The organism is Streptomyces sp. I05A-00742 (assembly GCF_013055795.1).
In the GTDB taxonomy this organism is placed as follows: Bacteria; Actinomycetota; Actinomycetes; order Streptomycetales; family Streptomycetaceae; genus Streptomyces.
The window spans coordinates 143,675-168,671 of record NZ_JABETO010000006.1 but is presented as its reverse complement, the minus strand read 5'-3'; the positions used below and the strand labels follow the sequence as shown (position 1 = coordinate 168,671).

Below are 24,997 nucleotides of genomic sequence, written 5' to 3'. Positions count from 1 at the left end.
ACCATCACCCGTCGTCGTGTGTCGTGCAGGGCGACGGAGTGTGGGCACAATTGTCTTGGCTGTGGACAGGGTGCAACGGACGGGGAGGCAGGAGCGACGGTGGCGGAACGGAGCACGGCTGCCGTCGACGTGGCAGACAGCAGCGACGCGCAGGACAAACCGTCGCTGACCGCCAAGGCGGACAAGGCCACGGCCGACGGCACGGAGACCGGGAACACCGAGGAGAGCGTCGTCGGTGCGCACCAGGACACCGAGCGCGCGGAGAGCGGAAGCAGCGCGCGCGGAGAGCGCTCGCCCGAACTGCACAGCGGTCACAAGCTCGCCAGAAGGTACCGCCTGGAGGAGTGCGTCACCCGTCTGGAGGGATTCAGCAGCTGGCGTGCTGTCGACGAGAAGCTCCGCCGGGCCGTCGGTGTGCACCTGCTGCCGGCCGACCACCCGCGGGCGCGCACGGTGCTCGCCGCAGCCCGCTCCGCAGCGCTGCTCGGTGACCCCCGCTTCGTTCAGGTCCTCGACGCCGTCGAGGAGGACGACCTCGTCTACGTCGTCCACGAGTGGCTGCCCGACGCCACCGAACTGACCTCCGTCCTCGCCGCCGGGCCCATGGAGCCGTTCGACGCCTACCAGCTCGTCAACCAGGTGTCCCAGGCCATGGCCGCCGCCCACCGCGAGGGCCTCGCCCATCTGCGCCTGGGCCCCGGTTCCGTGCTGCGCACCGGCTCGGGCCAGTACCGCATCCGCGGCCTGGCCGTGATGGCCGCGCTCCGCGGCATCACCTCCGACACCCCCCAGCGCACCGACACCGAGGCCATCGGCGCCCTGCTGTACGCCTCCCTCACCCAGCGCTGGCCCTACGAGGGCGACGCGCACGGGCTGGCCGGTTTGCCCAAGGGCGTCGGACTCATTGCTCCCGACCAGGTCCGGGCCGGCGTCCATCGCGGGCTCTCCCAGCTGGCGATGCGCGCGCTCGTCAACGACGGCGCCACCGCGTCCCGCCAGGAACCTCCGTGCACCACACCGGAGGAACTCTCCAAGGCGGTGGCGGCCATGCCGCGCATCCGCCCGCCGGAGACGCCGTTCTCCGGCGCACCGGTGTATACGCGGCCGCAGACGCGTGGTTACGGCCCCCAGGCCGTCCATCCCCCTGTTGTCCCGCCGCCACCGCTGCAGAGCCGTACCGGAACGGCCATCAAGTGGATCGTCTCTTCCCTGCTCATCGTCGCGCTCGGCCTGGGCAGCTGGCAGTTGGCGGACGCCCTGCTGAAGCACTCGGACTCGGATGACGACACCCAGCAGTCGCAGTCGGAGGACAAGACCAAGCAGAAGGTCGCAACCCACCGCCTGAGCATCCGTAATGCCGTGGAGTACGCGCCGGACGGAAAGCTCCAGCACCCGGACCAGGTGTCCAAGACGTACGACAAGCAGGACGGCACCGCCTGGCGATCGCTCTCCTTCAATGACCAGCTGGCTCCCCAGTCCTACAAAGAGGGCGTCGGCATCGTCTACGACCTCGGGAAGGAAGAGCAGCTCGCCAAGGCAGAGATCCGCATGCTGCTCTCCGGTGGGACGAAGCTCGCGCTCTACGCCGCCCACGGCCTGACGGCGAACGAGCCGCTGAGCGGCATGAAGAAGCTGGGCGAGGTCATGGAGAACGACAAGACCGCGAAGATCTCGCCCAAGGTGCCGGCCAAGACGCGTTACGTCCTGGTGTGGATCACCGCCATGCCGTACGGCGACTATGAGGAGTACAGCCGCGCCGGGCACAAACAAGGCATCAGTGACGTGCGTTTCTTCGGCCGCTGACGGAGAGACCCTCGGCCCCTACCCAGTCGATCCCCCTCCTCTCTAAGTTGGTCTCAACAACAGATCGCGCGCGAGACGGCGCTCTCAGGGCGGGGTGAGTGCAATCGCAGAGGACGGACGGCAGCAGTGGACACCGACGGGCAGCAGTGACAGCGAGCTGCTCGCCCTGCATGTCGCCGGTGACCCCGATGCCTTCAGCGAGATCGTGCGGCGCCACCGCGACCGGCTCTGGGCGGTCGCCCTCCGCACGCTCGGCGACCGGGAAGAAGCAGCGGACGCCGTGCAGGACGCTCTCGTCTCCGCCTACCGGGCGGCCCACACCTTTCGCGGCCAGTCGGCCGTCACCACGTGGCTCCACCGCATCACGGTGAACGCCTGCCTGGACCGGGCCCGCAAAGCCGCCGCGCGCCGCACGTCACCCCTCGCCGAGACCGAGAGGCTGGAGCACCTGCTGGAGCCCCACGAATCGGCGGCCGAGCCCGCGGAGCGCAGGGATCTTCATCAGGAGCTGCTGGGGGCCCTGGCCACGCTGCCGCCGGACCAGCGCGCCGTTCTCGTCCTGGTCGATATGCAGGGGTATCCCGTCGCCGAGGCCGCGGCCGTGCTGGACATTCCCGTCGGCACGGTGAAGAGCCGCTGCGCGAGAGCACGGGCGAGACTGCTGCCCATGCTCACCCATCTGCACCCCGGCGGCAGGGGTAGCCCTCGTACCGAGAGGGAAAGGAACCGGTCGCAGGGGACGTCCGTCCCACCACCGGCTGGACGGAGTGACGTGAACCCAGTGAAGGGCGGAGGTGGGCGAGCGTGACCTCGACGACCGGCGTGGACGGGCATCCGGAAGTCTCGGAGATCTCCGCACTCACCGAGGGGATCCTCTCTCCCGCGCGCAGCGCGGACCTGCGGGAGCATCTGGCGGACTGTGTGCTCTGCGATGACGTCCGCGCTTCCCTCGACGAGATCCGCGATCTGCTGGGCACCCTGCCCGGCCCTGTCAGGATGCCGGCGGATGTGGCCGGGCGGATCGACGCGGCTCTCGCGGCCGAGGCGCTGCTCGACGCGACGACCCCCCAGGAAGCGGTCGTCACCGTTTCACGTGAAACCACAGCACGTGAAACCACGGCGGTCATCACAGGGCACGTTTCACGTGAAACACCGCCCGAGCCGCTGCGGGAGGCCGAGACCTCCGTTTCACGTGAAACACCGTCCATGAATCGCCCCGCCGGGCATCCCCGTGGAGCGACCGGGCCGGGCCGTCGGACCCCGTCGGCCGGGGGCCGGAAGTCCCTCCGGAATCGCCGTTGGTCCCGGACCCTCCTCAGTACGGCCTGCGCCGCTGCTGCTCTCGGCGTGGGCACCCTTCTCCTCCAGAGCGGAGACGGTGAAGACAGCGCCCCTTCCCGGGCGGACCGCCCGAGCCCGTCCGCAGTCGCCGTGATGGAACTCAAGACACGCGTGCACGACGTCCTGACCAACCTCAAGCCGGCCGAGACCCGGGGAATGCGCGCCCAGGAGAGCACCGAGACGTTCCAGGGCTCGGACACCACCGCCCCGAACTGTGTGCAGCGGGGCATCGGCCGCCCGGAGGCGGCTCTCGCGGTTCGGCAGGAGCGCTTCACCGGTACGGAGACCTATCTGGTGATCTATCCGCACTCCGGCGACGACACGCTCGTTGACGTCTATGTCGTCGCGGCGGACTGTGTCGTCACTTCCCCCGGCACCCCGGGAAAGGTCCTGGTGAACGAGACGGTCTCGCGGTCCTGAACCGTCTCTCCGACCGCTGCGATGCCCTCGGGGGAATGCTCGCCCCGTAGGATCCGTTGGGTGGGGTGAGACCCAGCAAGCACCCAGTCAGCAGTCGGCAGAGACAAGGAAGACACCCGTGAGCGACGTCCGCAACGTGATCATTATTGGCTCCGGGCCCGCGGGCTACACGGCCGCGCTCTACACCGCCCGTGCCTCTCTGAAGCCGCTGGTCTTCGAAGGCGCAGTGACCGCCGGTGGCGCGCTCATGAACACCACCGACGTGGAGAACTTCCCCGGCTTCCGCGACGGAATCATGGGCCCGGACCTCATGGACAACATGCGGGCCCAGGCCGAGCGGTTCGGCGCCGAGCTGATCCCGGACGACATCACGGCCGTCGACCTCAGCGACGAGATCAAGACCGTCACGGACTCCGCGGGTACTGTGCACCGCGCCAAGGCCGTGATCGTGACCACCGGCTCCCAGCACCGCAAGCTCGGTCTGCCCCGCGAGGACGAGCTGTCCGGCCGCGGTGTGTCGTGGTGCGCCACCTGCGACGGGTTCTTCTTCAAGGACCAGGACATCGCCGTGGTCGGTGGCGGTGACACCGCCATGGAGGAGGCCACCTTCCTCTCGCGCTTCGCCAAGTCCGTCACCGTTATCCACCGCCGTGACGCCCTGCGCGCCAGCAAGGCCATGCAGGAGCGCGCCTTCGCCGACCCGAAGATCTCCTTCATCTGGGACAGCGAGGTGGCCGAGATCCAGGGCGACGCCAAGCTCTCCGGGCTGACCCTGCGCAACCTCAAGACCGGTGAGTCGTCCGAGCTCCCGGTGACGGGTCTCTTCATCGCCATCGGCCACGACCCCCGCACCGAGCTCTTCAAGGGCCAGCTGGAGCTGGACGACGAGGGCTACCTCAAGGTCGACGCGCCCTCCACCCGCACCAACCTCACGGGCGTCTTCGCCGCCGGCGATGTCGTGGACCACACCTACCGTCAGGCGATCACCGCGGCCGGCACCGGCTGCTCCGCCGCCCTCGACGCGGAACGCTTCCTCGCCGCCCTCGGCGACGGCGAGAACCTCCGCGAGCCCGAGCAGAGCGCCTGACACCCCCCGCCCCCACAGAGAAAAGAACCAAGGAGACCGCAATGGCTCTCAAGGCCGTGACCGACGCGTCCTTCGACGAGGACGTCCTCAAGAGCGACAAGCCCGTGCTGGTGGACTTCTGGGCCGACTGGTGCGGCCCCTGCCGCCAGATCGCCCCCTCGCTCGAGGCCATCGCCGCCGAGCACGGCGACAAGATCGAGATCGTCAAGCTGAACATCGACCAGAATCCCTCGACCGCGGCCAAGTACGGCGTCATGTCGATCCCGACCCTCAACGTCTACCAAGGCGGCGAGGTCGTGAAGACCATTGTGGGTGCCAAGCCGAAGGCCGCCCTCGAGCGCGACCTGGACCCCTTCATCTCCGCCAAGTAACGCGGCACGGTTTCACGTGAAACGGGGTCCGTCTCCTTCGGGAGACGGACCCCGTTCCGCTTCCACTACAGCGGTCGCAGCGCCGGTTCCTTCTGGACCGCGCCGAGCAACCGGTCCAGCGCCAGCTCCACGTCCTCCTTCCAGGACAACGCGGACCGCAGCTCCAACCGGAGCCGGGGATAGCGCGGATGGTGGCGCACGGTCTTGAAACCCACCGCCAGCAGGTGATCGGCCGGCAGCACACACGCCGGCTCCTTCCAGCGTGCGTCACCGAATGCCTCGATGGCCTTGAACCCCCGCCTGAGCACATCCTTGGCGACCGTCTGGACCATCACCCGCCCCAGGCCCTGCCCTTGGAAGCGCGGCATCAGCCACGCGGTCATGAGCTGCACCGCATCGGCGGCCACAGGACTGGTGGGAAACGCCGTCGCCCGGGGGACATAGGCCGGGGGCGCGTAGAGAACGAAGCCCGCCGGTTCGTCGTCGACGTAGACAACCCGGCCGCACGAGCCCCACTCCAGGAGCACAGCCGAGATCCACGCCTCCTTCTCCAGCTCGGGACGGCCCGCTCTCAGTGCGGCTTCGCCACTGACAGGGTCCAGCTCCCAGAAGACGCAGGCGCGGCAGCGCTTGGGAAGGTCCGGCAGATTGTCCAGAGTGAGCGGTACGAGCCGACGCCCCATGGAGCCAGTTCCTCACTTCCTGCACGTGCCGCGTCGCGGGCGGCGCTCAGCACACGGCGCTCCCTGAGCAGACCGCCGACGAAACCGCCGACCGCGCCCAGGCCCAGGCCTGTCGCCACCAGTCCGGTCCGGCTCACCGTTCGCATGGCCTCGCCCCTCCGTCAACTGCGCCAGCATGTCCGACGTGGTTGTGCCATACCTCAACGCATCGTATCCATCGGCGGTTTGGGCCAACAGCCGAGAAAGGCAAAGGGGCGGGTCGTGTTCCACGTGAAACACCGTGTTTCCCGTGGAACGCAGCCCGCCCCGAGGAGGAGCCCTGCCCAGAACTCCTACGCGTCCGCTTCCTCATCCTGGTCGTCCGAGAGCTTCTGCTCCAGCACGCCACCCTCACCCGGAGCGAGCGAGCTGAGGATCCGCTCCAGATCGTCGATCGAGGCGAATTCGACGACGATCTTTCCCTTCTTCTGCCCGAGGTCCACCTTCACCCGGGTCTCGAAGCGATCGGACAGCCGTGCCGCGAGGTCACTGAGCGCCGGGGACACCCGGGCTCCGGCACGGGGGCTCTTGGCCTTCCCGGACTTCTTCGTCCGGGACCCCATCAGCTGGACGATCTCTTCCACCGAGCGGACCGAAAGGCCCTCCCGCACGATGCGGAGGGCAAGCTTCTCCTGCTCCTCGGTGTCGTCCACCGGGAGCAGCGCCCGGCCGTGACCCGCCGAAAGCACTCCCGAGGCGAGCTTGAGCTGCACTTCGGGGGAGAGCTTCAGCAGCCGCAGCGTGTTGGAGACCTGGGAACGCGAACGCCCGATGCGGTCCGCCAGTTCGTCATGGGTGCAGGAGAAGTCCTTGAGCAACTGGTCGTAGGCCGCGGCCTCTTCCAGTGGGTTGAGCTGAGCCCGGTGAAGGTTCTCCAGCAGTGCGTCCAGGAGAAGCTTGTCGTCCTCCGTTGCCCGGACGATGGCGGGAATCTTCTCCAGGCCGGCCTCACGGCAGGCGCGCCAGCGGCGCTCGCCCATGATGAGCTCGTACCGCTCCGGCGCCACTTGCCGGACGACCACGGGCTGGAGAAGCCCCACCTCACGAATGGAGGTGACCAACTCGTCCAGGGCGACCTCGTCGAACACGTCGCGCGGCTGGCGGGGGTTGGGGGTGATCGCGTCGAGCGGCAGCTCGGCGAAGTGCGCCCCCGCCACCTCTCCGGTCTCGGGCTCCTGGGGCTCGGCCGGCTCGGTCACGACCGCCTTGCCGGGTGCCGTAGCCTCCAGCGGCACCTCGGGGACCGGGGTCGTCACCCGTTCGGCCGTCAGCAGCGGTACCGCCGTGGGGGACGTCGCACCGGGCCCCACCGCGGGGGTGCCGATCTCCGCCGCCTTCGGCGCCGCCGGGATCAGCGCACCGAGCCCCCGGCCCAGTCCTCTACGTCGCTCACTCACTGCAGCCCCTCCGACATGCTGTGCTGGTCCTGCTGTTGCTGATGGCCCACGGTGTGGGCCCTGCTGCCGTCGTAATGCACGCCGATCCCCCGCAACGCGATCTCCTTGGCCGCTTCCATATACGACAGCGCTCCACTGGACCCCGGGTCATAGGTGAGCACCGTCTGCCCATAGCTGGGCGCCTCGGAGATCCGGACCGAGCGGGGAATGCTGGTCCTCAGCACCTCCTGGCCGAAGTGGCTGCGCACCTCGTCGGCCACCTGGGAGGCGAGCCGGGTCCGGCCGTCGTACATGGTCAGCAGGATCGTCGACACATGGAGCTTGGGGTTGAGGTGTCCGCGGACCAGTTCGACGTTCCGCAGCAGCTGGCCCAGCCCTTCCAGGGCGTAGTACTCGCACTGGATCGGGATCAGCACCTCGGCACCCGCGACCAGCGCGTTGACCGTCAACAGGCCCAGCGAGGGCGGACAGTCGATGAGAATGTAGTCCAGCGGCTGCTCATACGCCTTGATGGCCCGGTCCAGCCGGCTCTCCCGGGCCACAAGGGAGACGAGCTCGATCTCGGCACCGGCCAGATCGATGGTGGCGGGTGCGCAGAAGAGGCCCTCCACGTCCCGCACCGGCTGTACGACCTCGGACAGCTGTCTCTGGTCCACCAGAACGTCGTAGATGGACGGCACCTCGGCATGATGGTCTATCCCGAGCGCGGTCGAGGCGTTGCCCTGCGGGTCAAGGTCCACGACCAGCACCCGGTTGCCGTGCAGCGCCAGCGAGGCCGCCAGATTCACCGTGGTCGTCGTCTTGCCGACGCCACCCTTCTGGTTGGCCACCACCATGACTCTGGTCTGATCGGGCCGCGGCATACGGGTTTCACGTGAAACGACCTCCGCGGCACCCAGTGGGCCGGGCACCGCTTCGGAGTCGGCGGGGCGGGGGCCGGGGACCGGGTCGGCCATCGGCCCCGCGATATTGGCGTCGGACCGCAAGGATTCACTCTCCTCGACATCAGGCTCGCGATGGGGAGAGCCTGCCATGCTTCGCCGGGTACGAACCAGTGAGGCCCGCTCTCCTGTGGATGAATCCACCGTGCCTGTGGATACCGGGGGAGGTTCCACAGCGTCGACCGACCGGCGTTCACGCGCCGCAGCCGCGCGACCGCGGCCGATGATTCCTTGCAGCAACGAGCGATGTTTCACGTGAAACACGATGCATGTGACCCATGGCTACCTTGTTACGACACTCCGTGATGCATAGTTTAGGCAGCTTGTATGGAGCACTCCCGGTACCGCCGGTCGGCGCAATCAGCGGCGGCGGCGCGTCCGGCTCACCCGGGCGGCCTTGGCCCGCTTGGCCGCGAACCGCACACCGCCGGGGCTCTCACCGACCTCGCACCGCACCAGGGTGGACGGCGGGTCGACCACCCCGGCACCGACCTGGAGCACCGAGGTCCGCTCGACACCGAGCTTGCTGAGCGCGGCCCTGGCGCCCTTCAGCTCCTCCTCGGCGGTATCGCCCTTGAGCGCGAGCATCTCGCCGTACGGCCGCAGCAGGGGCACACCCCAGCCCGCGAGCCGGTCCAGCGGTGCCACGGCACGGGCCGTCACCACGTGTACCGGCGGCAGCTTGCCCAGCACTTCTTCGGCACGGCCCCGGACGACCGTGACGTGGTCCAGGCCGAGCAGCTCGACGACCTCGGACAGGAAGGTGGTCCGGCGCAGCAGCGGCTCCAGCAGCGTGATCTGGAGGTCGGGGCGGACCAGCGCCAGCGGAATCCCGGGGAGGCCGGCGCCCGAGCCCACGTCGCACACGGAGACGTCCTCGGGAACGGCCTCGGAGAGCACCGCGCAGTTCAGCAGGTGCCGCTCCCAGAGCCGGGGAACCTCCCGGGGGCCGATCAGACCTCGCCGGACGCCCGCGTCGGCGAGCAGTTCGGCGTAGCGGACGGCGTCCGGAAAGCGGTCACCGAAAACCGCCCGTGCCTCCGGGGGCGCCGGGGGGAGCTCCGCTGCCTCTTCCACAGTGAACCGTCCTTCCGTACCACGTTGTATCGACGACTCTGCGGGACTCCGGCCGCCGGAGTCCAGTGAATGCCAGGCTGACAAGGTTCGGCCCCGTCTGCGCGCAGACGGGGCCGAAGCTACCGGGAAGCGGTATCAGGTCACACCGGCAGGACGACCACGCGACGCTGGGGCTCCTCGCCCTCGGACTCGCTGCGCAGACCGGCGGAGGCCACCGCGTCGTGGACGACCTTGCGCTCGAAGGGCGTCATCGGGTCCAGCTTGACGGGCTTGCCGCTGGTCCTGGCGTCCGCGACGGCCTGGGCACCCAGCTTGGCCAGCTCCTCGCGCTTACGGGCCCGGAAGCCCGCGATGTCGAGCATCAGACGGCTGCGGTCACCGGTCTCCCGGTTGACCGCGAGCCGGGTGAGCTCCTGGAGCGCCTCCAGCACCTCGCCGTCACGGCCCACCAGCTTCTGCAGATCCCGGCTGGTGGAGTCGCTGATGATCGACACCGACGCCCGGTCGGCCTCGACGTCCATGTCGATGTCACCGTCCAGGTCGGCGATGTCGAGCAGACCCTCCAGGTAGTCGGCCGCGATCTCGCCCTCCTGCTCCAGGCGGGACAGCGTGTCGGTGCCCTCGGCGGCGTCCGCACGGGTCTGGTGCTGGGTGTCCGTCACAGTGGGACTCCTTCGTTACTTCTTGGACGACGGGTGCTTGGGCCGCTGGGGGCCGCCCTTGCGCTGCCCGGACTTGGCGCTGCGGGACGAACCACCGCCCTGCTTGGACTTGGAGCCCTCTGCCTGGTCCTTGGTGCCGTTGCCCGACGATGCCTTGGTGCGGGCCTGCGTACGACGCTGCTGGCCGGACTGACCGGCCTGCCCGGTCTGGCCGGCGGCCGGACCTCCGGTGCGCTGCGACTTGGACTGCCGCTTGGGCTGCTGACGGGCGGCACGCGCGGCCTCGACGGCCTTCTTCGCCTCGATCTCCGCCGGGTCCTCGACCAGCTTGCCCTTGGCCCGCAGGCGCTCCTGGCGCTGGGTGTAGGCGAGGCTGCCCGGGGTGGGGTTGCGACGGATGATGAACATCTGCTGACCCATGGTCCACACGTTCGTGGTCAGCCAGTAGACCAGGACACCGACCGGGAAGTTGATGCCGAAGACGGCGAACATGATCGGGAAGATGTACATCAGCATCTTCTGCTGCTGCATGAACGGCGTCTTGACCGAGAGGTCGACGTTCTTCGTCATCAGCTGGCGCTGCGTGTAGAACTGCGACAGCGACATCAGGACGATCATGACGACCGTGACGACGCGGACGTCCGTGACGGTCGAACCCAGCTTCTCGATCTTGCTGGCGCTGTCCAGGAACTTCACGGACAGCGGGGCACCGAAGATGTGGGCCTCGCGGGCGCTCGACAGCAGGTCCTGGTTGATGACACCGACCGTCTTGCCCTGCGCGATGTGGTTCAGGACCTGGTACAGCGAGATGAAGAACGGCGACTGGGCCAGGATCGGGAGACAGCTCGAGAGCGGGTTGGTGCCCGTCTCCTTGTAGAGCTTCATCATCTCTTCGGACTGGCGCTGCCGGTCGCTCTTGTAGCGCTCCTGGATCGCCTTCATCTTCGGCTGGAGCGCCTGCATGTTCCGCGTCGCCTTGATCTGCTTCACGAAGAGCGGGATCAGGCAGATACGGATCAGGACCACCAGCGAGACGATGGACAGGCCCCACGCCCAGCCACTGTTCTTGTCGAAGATCAAGCTGAAGAACGAGTGGAACTGGACGATGATCCAGGAAACAACGTAATAAAGAGGACCGAGGATCGTGTCCACGAATCAGGCTCCTTGGGCGTTGGGCTGAGTCTCGGGCTGTGCGGCGGACCCCGCGGTGGGGTGCCCGCCCAGTCGGCTCCTCAGCCGCTGGTGCCAGACCGGACGCTTCCGGGGAGGTACGTGGTCGACGCCACCGAGCGACCACGGATTGCAGCGCAGGATGCGCCAGGCCGTCAGCGCCGTTCCTTTGATCGCGCCATGCACCTTGATGGCCGTGTAGCCGTAGTGCGAGCACGACGGGTAGTACTTGCAGACCGGGCCCAGCAGGGGGCTGATGGTCCACTGGTACAGCTTGATCAACCACAGCAGCGGGTACTTCACCGTGCGCTCCCTCCCGGGTTGCGGCCGGGGTTCCGGAGATCCGATGACTCGGTGTCCGGGGGATTGCAGCTGCGCGGCGCCCCTCCCAACAGCCGCTGCAACGCGGTATCGAGATCGCGGGACAGCTGACCGTGATCTGCTTCGCCCGCGCCCGGCAGGGCTCGCACCACCACCAGGCTACCGGCGGGCAGTGCGTCCAGCCGGTCACGCATCAGATGGCGCAGCCTCCGCTTGACGAGGTTGCGGACCACGGCGCCGCCCACGGCCTTGCTGACGACGAAACCCGCACGCACCGGGGGGACAGTTCCCCCAGGTGGGTGCGGGTCCGTTTCACCGCTGCGGAGATGGACGACGAGGAGCGGGCGCCCGGCCCTGCGCCCCCGTCGAACCGCGGTCGCGAAGTCCTCGCGCCGCCTCAGCCGAGACTCGGAAGGCAGCACGTCATGGACCTTGAGTCAGGCTGCTCAGGCCGACAGGCGGGCGCGACCCTTGCCACGGCGGGACGCGAGGATCGCGCGGCCGGCACGGGTGCGCATGCGCAGGCGGAAGCCGTGGGTCTTCGCCCGACGGCGGTTGTTCGGCTGGAAGGTGCGCTTGCTCACTCGGGGACTCCAGAAATGAATCGTGTGATGGCGGGACATCGCCTGGCTGTCACCGTGCGCCCACGAGAGGCTCGCATACGCAAGGCACCGCTTCACGATCACACAGTGGAGTGTGACCCTTGCCCATCGGAGGCAGGCGGCAGCAGCCATCGACAACTCGACCTGGTCACGGTACGCGCCGTTACGCCATCCGGTCAAACCGGCAGCGCACCAGGATCAACCGTAGCCTCCCGGGGGCCGGCGGAACGCCAGCCATGCCCGGGTGGGGCGCCCCGGCCCGCCCCATGGCACATTTGTACACACCCTGTGGACAACGACTTGAACCACCTGCCACGGCCTGACTACCGTGACTGAACTCCGAATCCTTCCCGCCCGTCCCGAGAACCACACATTCGTGGGACCGGAGGGCGCCCCCGCTGACCGAGAGAGCGTGCCCTGTGGCTGACCTGCCTGCCGATCTTGCCGCAGTGTGGCCGCGCGTGCTGGAGCAGCTCCTGGGTGAGGGAAGAGTCGAGAGCAAGGACGAGCACTGGATCAAGCGGTGTCAGCCGCTCGCCCTGGTCGCCGACACGGCGCTGCTCGCCGTCCCCAACGAATTCGCCAAGGGCGTGCTGGAGGGCCGGCTGGCCCCGGTGGTCAGCGACGCCCTCAGCCGTGAGTGCGGGCGTCCCATCCGCATCGCGATCACCGTCGACAACTCCGTCGGCGAGCCGGCCGTGCCACAGCAGCCCCCGCACGAGGACCGGCAGCACAACGGCCAGGGCCGCGACGCCTACGACGGGTACGACGGCGGCCGCTCCGGTTACGACGGCCGGGACGGCTACCGGTCCTCCGGCGACGACCTGCCGACCGTCCGGCCCGCCTACCCCGACTACCAGCAGTCCCGCACGGACCCCGGCTCCTGGCCGCGGCACACGGGACCGGGCGGCCCCGGCGGCCGGACCCAGGACCGGGGGGACTACGGCTGGCAGCAGCCGCGCCTCGGCTTCTCCGACGCCGAGCGCGACCCCTACGCCTCGCAGCGCGCCCCGTCCGGCTACGAGCAGCAGCGGGACTCCGGCGGCTACCGGCCGTCCGGTTCCGAGCGGCCCTATGAACAGCAGCGCGAGCTGCCGGACGGCCGCGGCGGCGGCCAGGGCGACCGGCCGGTGCCCGGCGGCTCCGGCGGACCGGGCTCCGGCAAGTCCTCCTCGTCCGCCCCGGGCCCGGCGGAGCCGACCGCCCGGCTGAATCCCAAGTACCTCTTCGACACCTTCGTCATCGGCGCGTCCAACCGGTTCGCGCACGCGGCCGCCGTGGCGGTCGCCGAGGCGCCGGCGAAGGCGTACAACCCCCTGTTCATCTACGGGGAGTCGGGGCTCGGCAAGACCCACCTGCTGCACGCGATCGGGCACTACGCGCGCAGCCTGTACCCCGGCACGCGGGTGCGGTACGTGAGCTCCGAGGAGTTCACCAACGAGTTCATCAACTCCATCCGCGACGGCAAGGCGGACGCGTTCCGCAAGCGCTACCGCGACATGGACATCCTGCTGGTCGACGACATCCAGTTCCTCGCGAGCAAGGAGTCGACGCAGGAGGAGTTCTTCCACACCTTCAACACCCTGCACAACGCGAACAAGCAGATCGTGCTCTCCTCGGACCGGCCGCCCAAGCAGCTGGTGACCCTCGAGGACCGGCTGCGCAACCGCTTCGAGTGGGGTCTGATCACCGACGTCCAGCCGCCCGAGCTGGAGACCCGGATCGCGATCCTGCGGAAGAAGGCGGTCCAGGAGCAGCTGAACGCCCCGCCGGAGGTGCTGGAGTTCATCGCCTCCCGGATCTCGCGGAACATCCGCGAGCTGGAGGGCGCGCTGATCCGGGTCACGGCCTTCGCCAGCCTCAACCGGCAGCCCGTGGACCTCGGCCTCACCGAGATCGTCCTCAAGGACCTCATCCCGGGCGGCGAGGACGCCTCGCCGGAGATCACCGCGCCGGCCATCATGGCGGCGACCGCGGACTACTTCGGGCACACCGTGGAGGACCTGTGCGGCGCCTCGCGCAGCCGGGTGCTGGTCACGGCCCGCCAGATCGCGATGTACCTCTGCCGTGAGCTCACGGACCTCTCACTGCCGAAGATCGGCGCGCAGTTCGGCGGGCGCGACCACACGACCGTGATGCACGCGGACCGCAAGATCCGCGCGCTGATGGCCGAGCGGCGGTCCATCTACAACCAGGTGACCGAGCTGACGAACCGCATCAAGAACGGCTGACAGGACCGCGCCGAGGGGCGCGGCGGAGGCCTCCAGGGCGCTCCGGGACGGTTCCCGGGGCGCCCTTCGCCGTTCCGGACGGCGTCACCGTGCGGCCGCTTCGTTCGAATAGGGACCCCGGTCACCCCGTTCTCCACAGAATCCGCACGGAACCCCCGTCCACACCCTGGGGACCGGGAAGTTATCCAGATGATGTCCACAGCAGGGCCTGTTGATAGACCATCAGGGGAGGTCAGCAGGGTGTGGATGTGTGGGCAACCGAAGTCCACAGCCTGTGGACGAAGCGGTCTCCCACAGCGGGCCGGCCGGTTGTCCACCGCCCGCCCACAGGAAGATCGCTGTTGTGCACAGCCTTTCCCCAGGGTTGTCCACTGTTCGGCAACGAAACGCCCGAGATCACCGCGCCGAGTGAAAGGCGTCACACCAAGGTGCCGGGTTGGGCTGTGGGGAACTTGGGTAAAGCTGGGGACGACGCTGGGGAGAAGTGCGCCCTGCCTGTGCACCGCCTGTGCAGAACTTTCCTTTCTCCACAGCGACCCCCTGTTTTCCACCGCGGCCGCCCACAGGGGCAGTGGACAAAAAATCCGGCCTGACCAGGGCAAAGGAAGTTATCCACGGTATCCACAGGGCCTACTACTACGACCACTGAGATCAAGCGGGGAACTCGTTTCGAAGTGGGCCCTGTGCACAACTCGGCTCGGCGCCGCGCCACGCCGTCCGGTCCGACTTGACCCCGAGCAGCGCGAGCTGTCAGCGGCGTGCGTCAGACTGGTCTCCGGCTTCGAAGCCGACGAAGCCGACGAGGGCCCGAGACGGAGGCCCGACGAAGACAGCCCAGCAGGGCCAGCCAGCAACAAGCAGGAGGCGGTTCCGGTGAAGATCCGGGTGGAGCGCGATGTACTCGCGGAGGCAGTGGCCTGGGCGGCCCGCAGCCTCCCGGCCCGTCCGCCGGTGCCGGTCCTCGCGGGGCTGCTGCTGAAGGCCGAGGACGGCTCGCTGAGCCTCTCCGGCTTCGACTACGAGGTCTCGGCCCGCGTCTCGGTCGAGGCGGACGTGGAGGAGGACGGCACCGTCCTCGTCTCCGGCCGGCTCCTCGCCGACATCTGCCGCGCACTTCCCAACAGGCCTGTGGAGATCTCCACCGACGGCGTGCGGGCCACCGTGGTCTGCGGTTCCTCGCGATTCACACTCCACACCCTGCCTGTGGAGGAGTACCCGGCCCTGCCCCAGATGCCCACCGCCACGGGCACCGTCCCGGCCGAGGTCTTCGCCTCCGCCGCCTCCCAGGTGGCCATCGCCGCCGGCCGTGACGACACCCTGCCGGTGCTCACCGGTGTGCGGATCGAGATCGAGGGCGACACGGTCACCCTGGCCTCGACCGACCGCTACCGCTTCGCGGTCCGCGAGTTCATGTGGAAGCCCGAGACCCCGGACGTCTCCGCGGTCGCCCTGGTCCCCGCCAAGACCCTGCTGGACACCGCCAAGTCCCTCAGCGGCGGCGACACCGTCTCACTGGCGCTCTCCGGCTCCGGCGCGGGCGAGGGCCTGATCGGCTTCGAGGGCGCCGGCCGGCGCACCACCACCCGCCTCCTGGAAGGCGACCTGCCGAAGTACCGCACCCTCTTCCCGACCGAGTTCAACTCCGTCGCGGTGATCGAGACGGCGCCGTTCGTCGAGGCCGTCAAGCGCGTGGCCCTGGTGGCCGAGCGCAACACCCCGGTCCGGCTGAGCTTCGAGCAGGGCGTGCTGATCCTGGAGGCCGGCTCCAGCGACGACGCACAGGCTGTGGAAAGGGTCGACGCCCGGCTGGAGGGCGACGACATCTCCATCGCCTTCAACCCCGGCTTCCTCCTGGAGGGCCTGTCCGCGATCGACTCCCCGGTCGCCCAGCTCTCCTTCACCACCTCCACCAAGCCCGCGCTGCTCAGCGGCAAGCCCGCGGTCGACGCCGAGGCGGACGAGGCGTACAAGTACCTGATCATGCCGGTGCGGCTGTCGGGCTGATGCCCGGGCCCGGCACGCCCGGCACCCCCGGCGGCCGGGTGCGCGAGGGTCGGCCCTCGCAAGGACGCAGCATGCCGGTGCGGCTGTCGGGCTGACGGCCAAGCCCGGCACCTCCGGCGGCCGGGTGCGCGAGGGTCGCCCCTTGACGCGGCACGCCGGTGCGACGGCTATGACGCCCCCCCCCCGCGCGGACGCGGCGCCCGGGGGACGGGGCAGCGCATGGACGGGCGGCGGGCGGGTAACCGCCCCACCGTTTGAGCGCTCGGTCCCGACAGGTGTGCACGGACCCTCGGGCGTAGGCTCGGATCCGGGTAAACCGCAACGACTACGGCATAGAGGATCACTGATGGAGCTCGGTCTCGTCGGTCTCGGCAAGATGGGCGGCAACATGCGCGAGCGCATCCGCCGCGCAGGCCACACCGTCATCGGATACGACCGCAACCCGGACCTCGGGGACGTCCACAGCCTCCAGGAGCTTGTGGATTCCCTCCAGGGACCGCGCGTCGTGTGGGTCATGGTCCCCGCGGGCGCCGCCACCCAGTCCACCATCGACGAGCTCGGCGAGCTGCTGTCCCCCGGCGACGTCGTCGTCGACGGCGGCAACTCCCGCTGGACGGACGACGAGAAGCACGCCGCGGAGCTGGCCGCCAAGGGCATCGGCTTCGTGGACTGCGGCGTCTCCGGCGGCGTCTGGGGCCTGGAGAACGGCTACGCCCTGATGTACGGCGGCGACGCCGCCAACGTCGCCCGGGTGCAGCCGGTCTTCGACGCCCTGAAGCCCGAGGGCGAGTTCGGTGCTGTGCACGCCGGCAAGGTCGGCGCGGGTCACTTCGCCAAGATGGTCCACAACGGCATCGAGTACGCCATGATGCAGGCCTACGCCGAGGGCTGGGAGCTGCTGGAGAAGGTCGACTCCGTCACCGACGTGCGCGAGGTCTTCCGCTCCTGGCAGGAGGGCACGGTCATCCGCTCCTGGCTGCTCGACCTGGCCGTCAACGCCCTGGACGAGGACGAGCACCTCGACAAGCTGCGCGGCTACGCGTCCGACTCCGGCGAGGGCCGCTGGACGGTCGAGGCCGCCATCGACAACGCGGTGCCGCTCCCGGCGATCACCGCGTCCCTCTTCGCCCGCTTCTCCTCCCGCCAGGACGACTCGCCGCAGATGAAGATGATCGCCGCGCTGCGCAACCAGTTCGGTGGCCACGCGGTCGAGAGCAAGTAACCCCACGCGAACCAGGAGGCTCGGCGCGCACTCATGCACGTTTCGCATCTTTCGCTCGCCGACTTCCGCTCGTACGCCCGGGTCGAGGTCCCGCTCGACCCGGGCGTCACGGCTTTCGTGGGCCCCAACGGCCAGGGCAAGACCAACCTCGTCGAGGCCGTCGGCTATCTGGCCACCCTCGGCAGCCACCGCGTCTCGTCCGACGCCCCGCTGGTGCGGCTGGGCGCGGACCGGGCGTTCGTCCGGGCCTCCGTCGTCCAGGGCGAGCGGCAGCAGCTGATCGAGCTGGAGCTCAACCCCGGCAAGGCCAACCGGGCGAGACTCAACCGGTCGTCCCAGGTCAGACCCCGTGACGTGCTGGGCATCGTGCGCACGGTGCTGTTCGCTCCCGAGGACCTGGCCCTCGTCAAGGGCGACCCCGGTGAGCGCCGCCGGTTCCTCGACGAGCTGGTCACCGCCCGTTCCCCGCGGATGGCGGGCGTGCGCTCGGACTACGAGCGCGTCCTCAAGCAGCGCAACACCCTGCTGAAGTCCGCGGTCATGGCCCGCCGGCACGCCGGCCGCTCGATGGACGTCTCCACCCTCGACATCTGGGACCAGCACCTGGCCCGCGCCGGCGCCGAGCTGCTGGCGCACCGCCTGGACCTGATCGCCGTCCTGCTGCCGCTGGCCAACCGGGCGTACGAGCAACTGGCGCCCGGCGGCGGCCCGGTGGCGTTCGACTACCGCGGTCCGGTCGGCGCCGACGGCCCCCGGAGCCGCGAGGAGCTGTACGAGGTTCTGCTGGCCGCGCTGGGCGAGGCCCGTAAGCAGGAGATGGAGCGCGGCGTGACCCTCGTCGGCCCGCACCGCGACGACCTCGTGCTGCGGCTGGGGCAGCTGCCCGCCAAGGGGTACGCGAGCCACGGCGAGTCCTGGTCGTACGCGCTGGCGCTGCGGCTGGCGTCGTACGAGCTGCTGAAGGCGGAAAGTTACTGCGGGCCCGGAGGGGCCGCCACCGAGGGTGGTGGCGGGCGACGGGCGGGCGAGCCGGTCCTCGTCCTCGACGACGTCTTCGCCGAGCTGGACGCCCGCCGCCGTGAGCGGCTGGCGGAGCTGGTCGCGCCGGGTGAGCAGGTGCTGGTGACGGCCGCGGTCGGCGACGACGTCCCGGGCGTCCTGGCGGGCGCGCGGTACACGGTGTCCGAGGGAACGGTCGAGCGCGCATGACCGAGCAGCCCGAGGCGCGCAGGGCGCCGGAGCCCTCCGGGGTGGACCTGGCGCGGGTGGCGTTGCGCGCGGCGAAGGAGCAGGCGCGGGCCCGGGGCAACGCCGTGCAGCAGAAGAAGCAGGCGCGGCGCGGCGGCCTGCGCTCCGGCGCGCGCGCCGACGGCCGCGATCCGCTCCCGCTGGGGGCGGCCATCAACCGCCTGATCACCGAGCGCGGTTGGGAGACGCCCGCGGCGGTCGGCGGTGTGACGGGGCGCTGGCCGCAGATCGTGGGCGAGAACGTGGCGCTGCACTGTGAGCCGCAGGGCTACGACGAGGACGCCCGGGTGCTGACGGTGCAGTGCGACTCCACGACGTGGGCGACCCAGCTCCGGCTGCTCGCCCCGCAGCTGGTGGCCCGGCTCAACGACGACCTGGGCCAGGGCACCGTCCGCATGATCAAAGTGCTGGGGCCGGGCGGGCCCGCGCGCCGGTACGGATCACTGCGCGCTCCGGGGAGCACGGGGCCGGGCGACACCTACGGGTGAGCCGTGCCCGTTCCCTGCGCGAGTGACCCGTGGTGCGGTCCGGGGCAAACGGGGGAGACGGGGAGGAGGTGTCCCCCGCGCGTGGTAGCGGGCGGTTGACAACCCAAAGCGCTGAGTGCCGCTGTGAGCCTCTTGGAGCCCCAGGCCACATATAGGGAGTCGGCTGATGCCGGTTCAGGGCGGCACATGCGGACTCAGACACCGCCAAACCCCCATTCATGTCGGCGCTACCGGTAGACTGGTGGTAATCCCGCCGATTCGCGGAAACAAGTCGAACGACGCAGTCGCTCCCGCCTGCCATTCCGGTCTCCCGACCGAGGGCGTCCCACCGCCACAGGCAGGAGAAGGTCTGTGCTGTGCCAGAAAGGGCGCTTCGTGGCCGATTCCGGCAACCCCAACGAGAACACCACCCCTTCCACCGAGGAGGGCGCCACTGCTGTGCCGGAGGACGCCTCGTCCGGCGCTCCGGGCGGAGGTGCGTCGTACGACGCCAGCGCGATCACCGTGCTGGAGGGTCTGGACGCGGTCCGCAAGCGGCCGGGCATGTACATCGGCTCCACCGGTGAGCGGGGCCTGCACCACCTGGTGCAGGAGGTCGTCGACAACTCGGTCGACGAGGCCCTGGCCGGTCACGCCGACACCATCGACGTGACGATCCTGTCCGACGGCGGCGTCCGCGTGGTCGACAACGGACGTGGCATCCCCGTCGGCATCGTCCCCTCCGAGGGCAAGCCGGCCGTGGAGGTCGTGCTGACCGTCCTGCACGCGGGCGGCAAGTTCGGCGGCGGTGGCTACGCGGTCTCCGGCGGTCTGCACGGCGTCGGCGTCTCCGTCGTCAACGCGCTGTCGACGCGCGTCGCCGTCGAGGTCAAGGCGGACGGCTTCCGCTGGACGCAGGACTACAAGCTCGGCGTCCCCACCGCCCCGCTGCAGAAGAACGAGGCGACGGACGAGACCGGCACCACCGTCACCTTCTGGGCCGACGGCGACATCTTCGAGACCACCGAGTACTCCTTCGAGACGCTCTCGCGGCGCTTCCAGGAGATGGCGTTCCTCAACAAGGGCCTGACCATCGTCCTGACCGACGAGCGCCCGGACCACGTGGACGAGGAGGGCAAGCCGCTCTCCGTCCGCTATCACTACGAGGGCGGCATCTCGGACTTCGTCCGCTACCTCAACTCGCGCAAGGGCGAGCTGATCCACCCCACGGTGATCGCGCTCGAGGCCGAGGACAAGGAGCGGGCGCTCTCGGTCGAGATCGCGATGCAGTGGAACAGCCAGTACACCGAAGGTGTCTACAGCTTCGCCAACATCATCCACACCCATGAGGGCGGTACCCACGAGGAGGGCTTCCGCGCCGCGCTGACCTCGCTGATCAACAAGTACGCGCGCGACAAGAAGCTGCTCCGCGAGAAGGACGACAACCTCACGGGCGACGACATCCGCGAGGGTCTGACCGCGATCATCTCGGTCAAGCTGAGCGAGCCGCAGTTCGAGGGCCAGACCAAGACCAAGCTGGGCAACACGGAGGCGAAGACCTTCGTCCAGAAGGCGGTCTACGAACACCTCACCGACTGGCTGGACCGCAACCCGATCGAGGCCGCGGACATCATCCGCAAGTCCATCCAGGCCGCCACGGCCCGGGTCGCCGCCCGCAAGGCGCGCGACCTGACCCGCCGCAAGGGCCTGCTGGAGACCGCCTCGCTGCCCGGCAAGCTGTCGGACTGCCAGTCGAACGACCCGGCCAAGTGCGAGATCTTCATCGTCGAGGGTGACTCCGCCGGCGGCTCGGCCAAGTCCGGCCGGAACCCGGAGTACCAGGCGATCCTCCCGATCCGCGGCAAGATCCTCAACGTCGAGAAGGCCCGGATCGACAAGATCCTCCAGAACCAGGAGATCCAGGCGCTGATCTCCGCGTTCGGCACCGGCGTGCACGAGGACTTCGACATCGAGAAGCTCCGCTATCACAAGATCATCCTGATGGCGGACGCCGACGTCGACGGCCAGCACATCAACACCCTGCTGCTGACCTTCCTCTTCCGCTTTATGCGGCCGCTGGTCGAGGCCGGACACGTCTACCTGTCGCGCCCCCCGCTCTACAAGATCAAGTGGGGCCGTGACGACTTCGAGTACGCGTACTCGGACCGCGAGCGCGACGCGCTGATCCAGCTCGGCCGGGAGAACGGCAAGCGGATCAGGGACGACTCGGTCCAGCGCTTCAAGGGTCTCGGCGAGATGAACGCCGAGGAGCTGCGCGTGACCACCATGGACATCGACCACCGCGTACTCGGCCAGGTCACCCTGGACGACGCGGCCCAGGCGGACGACCTGTTCTCGGTGCTCATGGGCGAGGACGTCGAGGCACGGCGCTCGTTCATCCAGCGCAACGCCAAGGACGTCCGCTTCCTCGACATCTGAGTCGGCCTGCACGAACAGCCGCGGCTCGAAAGGACTTTGAACACCAATGGCCGACGAGATGAACCCTGACGACATGCCCGAGACCCCGGACGGCACCACTCCCGAGGGGCAGCCCGCCGCCATCCAGGGAGTGGGCCTGCGCGTCGAGCCCGTCGGGCTCGAGACGGAGATGCAGCGCTCGTACCTCGACTACGCGATGAGCGTCATCGTCTCGCGCGCGCTGCCCGACGTGCGGGACGGCCTCAAGCCGGTGCACCGCCGGGTGCTCTACGCGATGTACGACGGCGGGTACCGCCCCGAGAAGGGCTTCTACAAGTGCGCCCGCGTCGTCGGTGACGTCATGGGTACGTACCACCCGCACGGCGACGCCTCCATCTACGACGCCCTGGTGCGCCTGGCCCAGCACTGGTCGATGCGCATGCCGCTGGTGGACTCCAACGGCAACTTCGGCTCCCCGGGCAACGACCCGGCGGCCGCCATGCGGTACACCGAGTGCAAGATGGCGCCGCTGTCGATGGAGATGGTCCGGGACATCGACGAGGAGACCGTCGACTTCCAGGACAACTACGACGGCCGGAACCAGGAGCCGACGGTGCTGCCGTCGCGCTTCCCCAACCTGCTGGTGAACGGTTCCGCCGGTATCGCGGTCGGCATGGCGACCAACATCCCGCCGCACAATCTGCGCGAGGTGGCCGAGGGCGCCCAGTGGTACCTGGCCAACCCCGGGGCCGGCCCCGAGGAGCTGCTCGACGCGCTCATCGAGCGGATCAAGGGCCCGGACTTTCCGACCGGCGCGCTCGTCGTGGGCCGCAAGGGGATCGAGGAGGCGTACCGCACCGGCCGCGGCTCGATCACCATGCGCGCGGTGGTCGAGGTCGAGGAGATCCACAACCGCCAGTGCCTGGTGGTCACCGAGCTGCCCTACCAGGTCAACCCGGACAACCTCGCGCAGAAGATCGCCGACCTGGTGAAGGACGGCAAGATCGGCGGCATCGCGGACGTCCGCGACGAGACCTCGTCCCGTACCGGTCAGCGCCTGGTGATCGTCCTCAAGCGGGACGCCGTCGCCAAGGTCGTCCTCAACAACCTCTACAAGCACACCGACCTCCAGACCAACTTCGGCGCGAACATGCTCGCCCTGGTCGACGGGGTGCCGCGCACCCTGTCGCTGGACGCGTTCATCCGCAACTGGGTCACCCACCAGATCGAGGTCATCGTCCGGCGCACCCGCTTCCGGCTGCGCAAGGCCGAGGAGCGCGCCCACATCCTGCGCGGTCTGCTGAAGGCGCTGGACGCCATCGACGAGGTCATCGCGCTGATCCGGCGCAGCGACACCGTCGATGTCGCCCGCGAGGGCCTGATGGGCCTGCTGACGATCGACGAGATCCAGGCCAACGCGATCCTGGAGATGCAGCTCCGCCGGCTGGCGGCCCTGGAGCGGCAGAAGATCGTCGCGGAGCACGACGATCTCCAGGCGAAGATCAACGAGTACAACGCGATCCTGGCCTCGCCCGAGCGCCAGCGCGGCATCATCAGCGACGAACTGACCGCGATCGTCGAGAAGTTCGGCGACGACCGGCGCTCCCAGCTGGTGCCCTTCGACGGTGACATGTCCATCGAGGACCTGATCGCCGAGGAGGACATCGTCGTCACCATCACCAACGGTGGCTACGTCAAGCGCACCAAGACCGAGGACTACCGCTCGCAGAAGCGCGGCGGCAAGGGCGTGCGGGGCACGAAGCTCAAGCAGGACGACATCGTCGACCACTTCTTCGTCTCCACCACCCACCACTGGCTGCTCTTCTTCACCAACAAGGGCCGGGTCTACCGGGCCAAGGCGTACGAGCTGCCGGACGCCGGCCGGGACGCGCGCGGCCAGCACGTGGCCAACCTGCTCGCCTTCCAGCCGGACGAGAAGATCGCGCAGATCCTCGCGATCCGCGACTACGGGGCGGCGCCCTACCTGGTGCTGGCCACCAAGTCGGGCCTGGTGAAGAAGACCTCGCTGAAGGACTACGACTCCCCGCGCTCCGGTGGCGTCATCGCGATCAACCTCCGGGCCATGGACGACGGCCGCGAGGACGAGCTGATCGGCGCCGAGCTGGTCTCGGCCGACGACGACCTGCTGCTGATCAGCAAGAAGGCGCAGTCCATCCGGTTCACCGCCACGGACGAATCGCTCCGGCCGATGGGCCGTGCCACGTCGGGCGTCAAGGGCATGAGCTTCCGCGAGAGTGACGAGCTCCTGTCGATGAACGTCGTCCGTCCGGGCACGTTCGTCTTCACCGCGACGGACGGCGGCTACGCGAAGCGCACCAACGTCGACGAGTACCGCGTCCAGGGCCGCGGCGGCCTCGGAATCAAGGCCGCGAAGATCGTCGAGGACCGGGGGTCGCTGGTCGGCGCCCTGGTCGTCGAGGAGACGGACGAGATCCTCGCGATCACCCTCGGCGGCGGTGTCATCCGGACCCGGGTCAACGAGGTGCGGGAAACCGGGCGTGACACCATGGGCGTCCAGCTGATCAATTTGGGCAAGCGCGACGCCGTCGTGGGCATCGCGAGGAACGCCGAGGCCGGCCGTGAGGCCGAGGAGGTCGACGAGGAGACGTCGGCCGAGGCCGGGGGCGGGGGGCCCGAGGTGGCCGGAGGCATGGAGCCTGCGGTCGAGGACACCGAGGAGTAGGTCGTGAGTCGAGCCACGGGCACCGCGGCAAGCGGTGCGAAGGCCGAGCGGCGTGGTGCCGGCGGCACCGGGAGCGCCGCACCCGGCAAGGACGGTGCCCGTGGCCCCGGCGCGGACGGGGCAGAATCCCCGGGTGGGAGCGACACCGCCGCCGCGAACAGGGGGGACACCATGACGGAGACCCGGGGGCCGAAGCCGTACCACCCGCCGAAGGCCTATGAGCCGCCGGCCGAGCGCACCACCGGAAAGGCACCGAAGGGCGCGTCCGGCGCCGCCGCCAAGGGGGGGACCAAGGGCATGGCCAAGCCCGCACAGACCGCCGGAACCACCACGACCACCCGGACCGTGCCCGCACAGGCAACGGCCGCCCCGGCCCCGGCCCCGGCCGCTGCCGCCGCGGCCCCGGCTCCGCGCACCCGCTCGGCGCGGCTGCGGGTGGCCAAGGCCGACCCGTGGTCGGTGATGAAGGTCAGCTTCCTGCTGTCGCTGGCCCTCGCCGTCTGCACCATCGTGGCCATCACGGTGCTGTGGCTGGTTCTGGACGCCATGGGCGTCTTCTCCGCCGTCGGCGGGACCATCAGTGACGCGACGTCCGGCGAGGGCGGCGGCTTCGACCTCCAGTCCTTCCTGTCGCTGCCGCGCGTCCTGATGTTCACCACCGTCATCGCGGTGATCGAGGTCGTCCTGGCGACCGCCCTGGCGACGCTCATCGCCTTCGTCTACAACCTCTCGGCGTCCTTCGTGGGCGGTGTCGAGCTGACCCTCGCCGAGGACGAGTAGTCCGCGGGG

21 protein-coding genes and 1 pseudogene are annotated in these 24,997 nt (G+C 69.4%); 13 read left to right on the top strand and 9 right to left on the bottom strand.

Going from position 1 to position 24,997, the window contains the following annotated elements:
- The first annotated feature begins 99 nt into the window (after positions 1 to 99).
- The 5 genes from HN013_RS08405 (at position 100) to trxA (ending at position 5,022) form a co-directional block, all read left to right on the top strand.
- Positions 100 to 1,803, top strand: coding sequence for a protein kinase family protein (locus HN013_RS08405; protein WP_171164689.1), 1,704 nt, complete (start codon positions 100 to 102; stop codon positions 1,801 to 1,803).
- A gap of 94 nt (positions 1,804 to 1,897) precedes the next feature.
- On the top strand, positions 1,898 to 2,611 hold the full coding sequence (gene sigM / locus HN013_RS08400; RefSeq protein WP_171164687.1) for an RNA polymerase sigma factor SigM: 714 nt from the start codon (positions 1,898 to 1,900) through the stop codon (positions 2,609 to 2,611).
- Positions 2,612 to 3,237: 626 nt separating this feature from the next.
- The gene (locus HN013_RS33885) at positions 3,238 to 3,564 is read left to right on the top strand and encodes a hypothetical protein (RefSeq protein ID WP_312018542.1); all 327 of its coding nucleotides are present in this window, start codon (positions 3,238 to 3,240) and stop codon (positions 3,562 to 3,564) included.
- Positions 3,565 to 3,682: 118 nt separating this feature from the next.
- The gene (trxB, locus tag HN013_RS08390; RefSeq protein WP_171164683.1) at positions 3,683 to 4,651 is read left to right on the top strand and encodes a thioredoxin-disulfide reductase; all 969 of its coding nucleotides are present in this window, start codon (positions 3,683 to 3,685) and stop codon (positions 4,649 to 4,651) included.
- A gap of 41 nt (positions 4,652 to 4,692) precedes the next feature.
- Complete coding sequence (gene trxA / locus HN013_RS08385; RefSeq protein ID WP_171164682.1) at positions 4,693 to 5,022, top strand: thioredoxin; 330 nt, start codon at positions 4,693 to 4,695, stop codon at positions 5,020 to 5,022.
- Positions 5,023 to 5,087: 65 nt separating this feature from the next.
- Here trxA and HN013_RS08380 read toward each other — a convergent pair whose 3' ends face one another.
- The 9 genes and pseudogenes from HN013_RS08380 to rpmH form a co-directional block, all read right to left on the bottom strand.
- Positions 5,088 to 5,705: a GNAT family N-acetyltransferase gene (locus HN013_RS08380; RefSeq protein WP_171164680.1), complete on the bottom strand. Its 618-nt coding sequence runs from the start codon at positions 5,703 to 5,705 to the stop codon at positions 5,088 to 5,090.
- Between the two features lie 332 nt (positions 5,706 to 6,037).
- Complete coding sequence (locus HN013_RS08375) at positions 6,038 to 7,141, bottom strand: ParB/RepB/Spo0J family partition protein (RefSeq protein WP_171164678.1); 1,104 nt, start codon at positions 7,139 to 7,141, stop codon at positions 6,038 to 6,040.
- Entirely contained in the window at positions 7,138 to 8,175 is a 1,038-nt protein-coding gene (locus HN013_RS08370) for a ParA family protein (protein WP_171164676.1), read from the bottom strand. Before HN013_RS08370 ends, HN013_RS08375 begins: the two co-directional genes overlap by 4 nt.
- Before the next feature lie 267 nt (positions 8,176 to 8,442).
- Positions 8,443 to 9,159: a 16S rRNA (guanine(527)-N(7))-methyltransferase RsmG gene (gene rsmG / locus HN013_RS08365; protein WP_171164675.1), complete on the bottom strand. Its 717-nt coding sequence runs from the start codon at positions 9,157 to 9,159 to the stop codon at positions 8,443 to 8,445.
- Positions 9,160 to 9,299: 140 nt separating this feature from the next.
- On the bottom strand, positions 9,300 to 9,821 hold the full coding sequence (locus HN013_RS08360) for a R3H domain-containing nucleic acid-binding protein (protein WP_171164673.1): 522 nt from the start codon (positions 9,819 to 9,821) through the stop codon (positions 9,300 to 9,302).
- 15 nt (positions 9,822 to 9,836) lie between these two features.
- The gene (gene yidC / locus HN013_RS08355; protein ID WP_171164671.1) at positions 9,837 to 10,973 is read right to left on the bottom strand and encodes a membrane protein insertase YidC; all 1,137 of its coding nucleotides are present in this window, start codon (positions 10,971 to 10,973) and stop codon (positions 9,837 to 9,839) included.
- A 3-nt stretch (positions 10,974 to 10,976) separates the two neighbouring features.
- Entirely contained in the window at positions 10,977 to 11,294 is a 318-nt protein-coding gene (gene yidD / locus HN013_RS08350; RefSeq protein WP_171164669.1) for a membrane protein insertion efficiency factor YidD, read from the bottom strand.
- 71 nt (positions 11,295 to 11,365) lie between these two features.
- Positions 11,366 to 11,734, bottom strand: a pseudogene (rnpA, locus tag HN013_RS08345) (ribonuclease P protein component); the annotation flags it as partial.
- Between the two features lie 24 nt (positions 11,735 to 11,758).
- On the bottom strand, positions 11,759 to 11,896 hold the full coding sequence (gene rpmH, locus HN013_RS08340) for a 50S ribosomal protein L34 (RefSeq protein WP_003949374.1): 138 nt from the start codon (positions 11,894 to 11,896) through the stop codon (positions 11,759 to 11,761).
- A 437-nt stretch (positions 11,897 to 12,333) separates the two neighbouring features.
- Here rpmH and dnaA point away from each other — a divergent pair, with 437 nt between their 5' ends.
- The 8 genes from dnaA (at position 12,334) to HN013_RS08300 (ending at position 24,988) form a co-directional block, all read left to right on the top strand.
- Positions 12,334 to 14,145 carry a chromosomal replication initiator protein DnaA gene (dnaA, locus tag HN013_RS08335; RefSeq protein ID WP_171164665.1) on the top strand — a complete coding sequence of 604 codons (1,812 nt, stop codon included), beginning with the start codon at positions 12,334 to 12,336 and terminating at the stop codon, positions 14,143 to 14,145.
- 873 nt (positions 14,146 to 15,018) lie between these two features.
- The gene (gene dnaN, locus HN013_RS08330) at positions 15,019 to 16,149 is read left to right on the top strand and encodes a DNA polymerase III subunit beta (protein ID WP_171164663.1); all 1,131 of its coding nucleotides are present in this window, start codon (positions 15,019 to 15,021) and stop codon (positions 16,147 to 16,149) included.
- Positions 16,150 to 16,495: 346 nt separating this feature from the next.
- The gene (gene gnd, locus HN013_RS08325; RefSeq protein WP_171164661.1) at positions 16,496 to 17,371 is read left to right on the top strand and encodes a phosphogluconate dehydrogenase (NAD(+)-dependent, decarboxylating); all 876 of its coding nucleotides are present in this window, start codon (positions 16,496 to 16,498) and stop codon (positions 17,369 to 17,371) included.
- Positions 17,372 to 17,404: 33 nt separating this feature from the next.
- Positions 17,405 to 18,580 (top strand): DNA replication/repair protein RecF, encoded by a 1,176-nt coding sequence (recF, locus tag HN013_RS08320; protein ID WP_171164659.1) that lies wholly within the window; start codon positions 17,405 to 17,407, stop codon positions 18,578 to 18,580.
- Positions 18,577 to 19,107, top strand: a complete 531-nt coding sequence (locus HN013_RS08315; protein WP_171164657.1) for a DUF721 domain-containing protein — start codon at positions 18,577 to 18,579, stop codon at positions 19,105 to 19,107. The genes recF and HN013_RS08315 overlap by 4 nt, the downstream gene beginning before the upstream one ends.
- A gap of 351 nt (positions 19,108 to 19,458) precedes the next feature.
- A complete protein-coding gene (gene gyrB, locus HN013_RS08310) occupies positions 19,459 to 21,525 on the top strand; it encodes a DNA topoisomerase (ATP-hydrolyzing) subunit B (RefSeq protein ID WP_171164655.1) in 2,067 nt (688 codons plus the stop codon).
- 46 nt (positions 21,526 to 21,571) lie between these two features.
- On the top strand, positions 21,572 to 24,208 hold the full coding sequence (gene gyrA / locus HN013_RS08305) for a DNA gyrase subunit A (RefSeq protein ID WP_171164653.1): 2,637 nt from the start codon (positions 21,572 to 21,574) through the stop codon (positions 24,206 to 24,208).
- A gap of 3 nt (positions 24,209 to 24,211) precedes the next feature.
- Complete coding sequence (locus HN013_RS08300) at positions 24,212 to 24,988, top strand: DUF3566 domain-containing protein (RefSeq protein ID WP_171164651.1); 777 nt, start codon at positions 24,212 to 24,214, stop codon at positions 24,986 to 24,988.
- Positions 24,989 to 24,997: the final 9 nt, after the last annotated feature.

What these genes read in the sequence shown, in the direction of transcription:
- HN013_RS33885 (WP_312018542.1), top strand. Translation starts at nt 3,238, where the DNA reads ATGGAACTCAAGACACGCGTGCACGACGTCCTGACCAACCTCAAGCCG.
- trxA (WP_171164682.1), top strand. Translation starts at nt 4,693, where the DNA reads ATGGCTCTCAAGGCCGTGACCGACGCGTCCTTCGACGAGGACGTCCTC.
- HN013_RS08380 (WP_171164680.1), bottom strand. Translation starts at nt 5,705, where the DNA reads ATGGGGCGTCGGCTCGTACCGCTCACTCTGGACAATCTGCCGGACCTT.
- HN013_RS08370 (WP_171164676.1), bottom strand. Translation starts at nt 8,175, where the DNA reads ATGGCAGGCTCTCCCCATCGCGAGCCTGATGTCGAGGAGAGTGAATCC.
- gnd (WP_171164661.1), top strand. Translation starts at nt 16,496, where the DNA reads ATGGAGCTCGGTCTCGTCGGTCTCGGCAAGATGGGCGGCAACATGCGC.
- recF (WP_171164659.1), top strand. Translation starts at nt 17,405, where the DNA reads ATGCACGTTTCGCATCTTTCGCTCGCCGACTTCCGCTCGTACGCCCGG.
- HN013_RS08315 (WP_171164657.1), top strand. Translation starts at nt 18,577, where the DNA reads ATGACCGAGCAGCCCGAGGCGCGCAGGGCGCCGGAGCCCTCCGGGGTG.
- gyrA (WP_171164653.1), top strand. Translation starts at nt 21,572, where the DNA reads ATGGCCGACGAGATGAACCCTGACGACATGCCCGAGACCCCGGACGGC.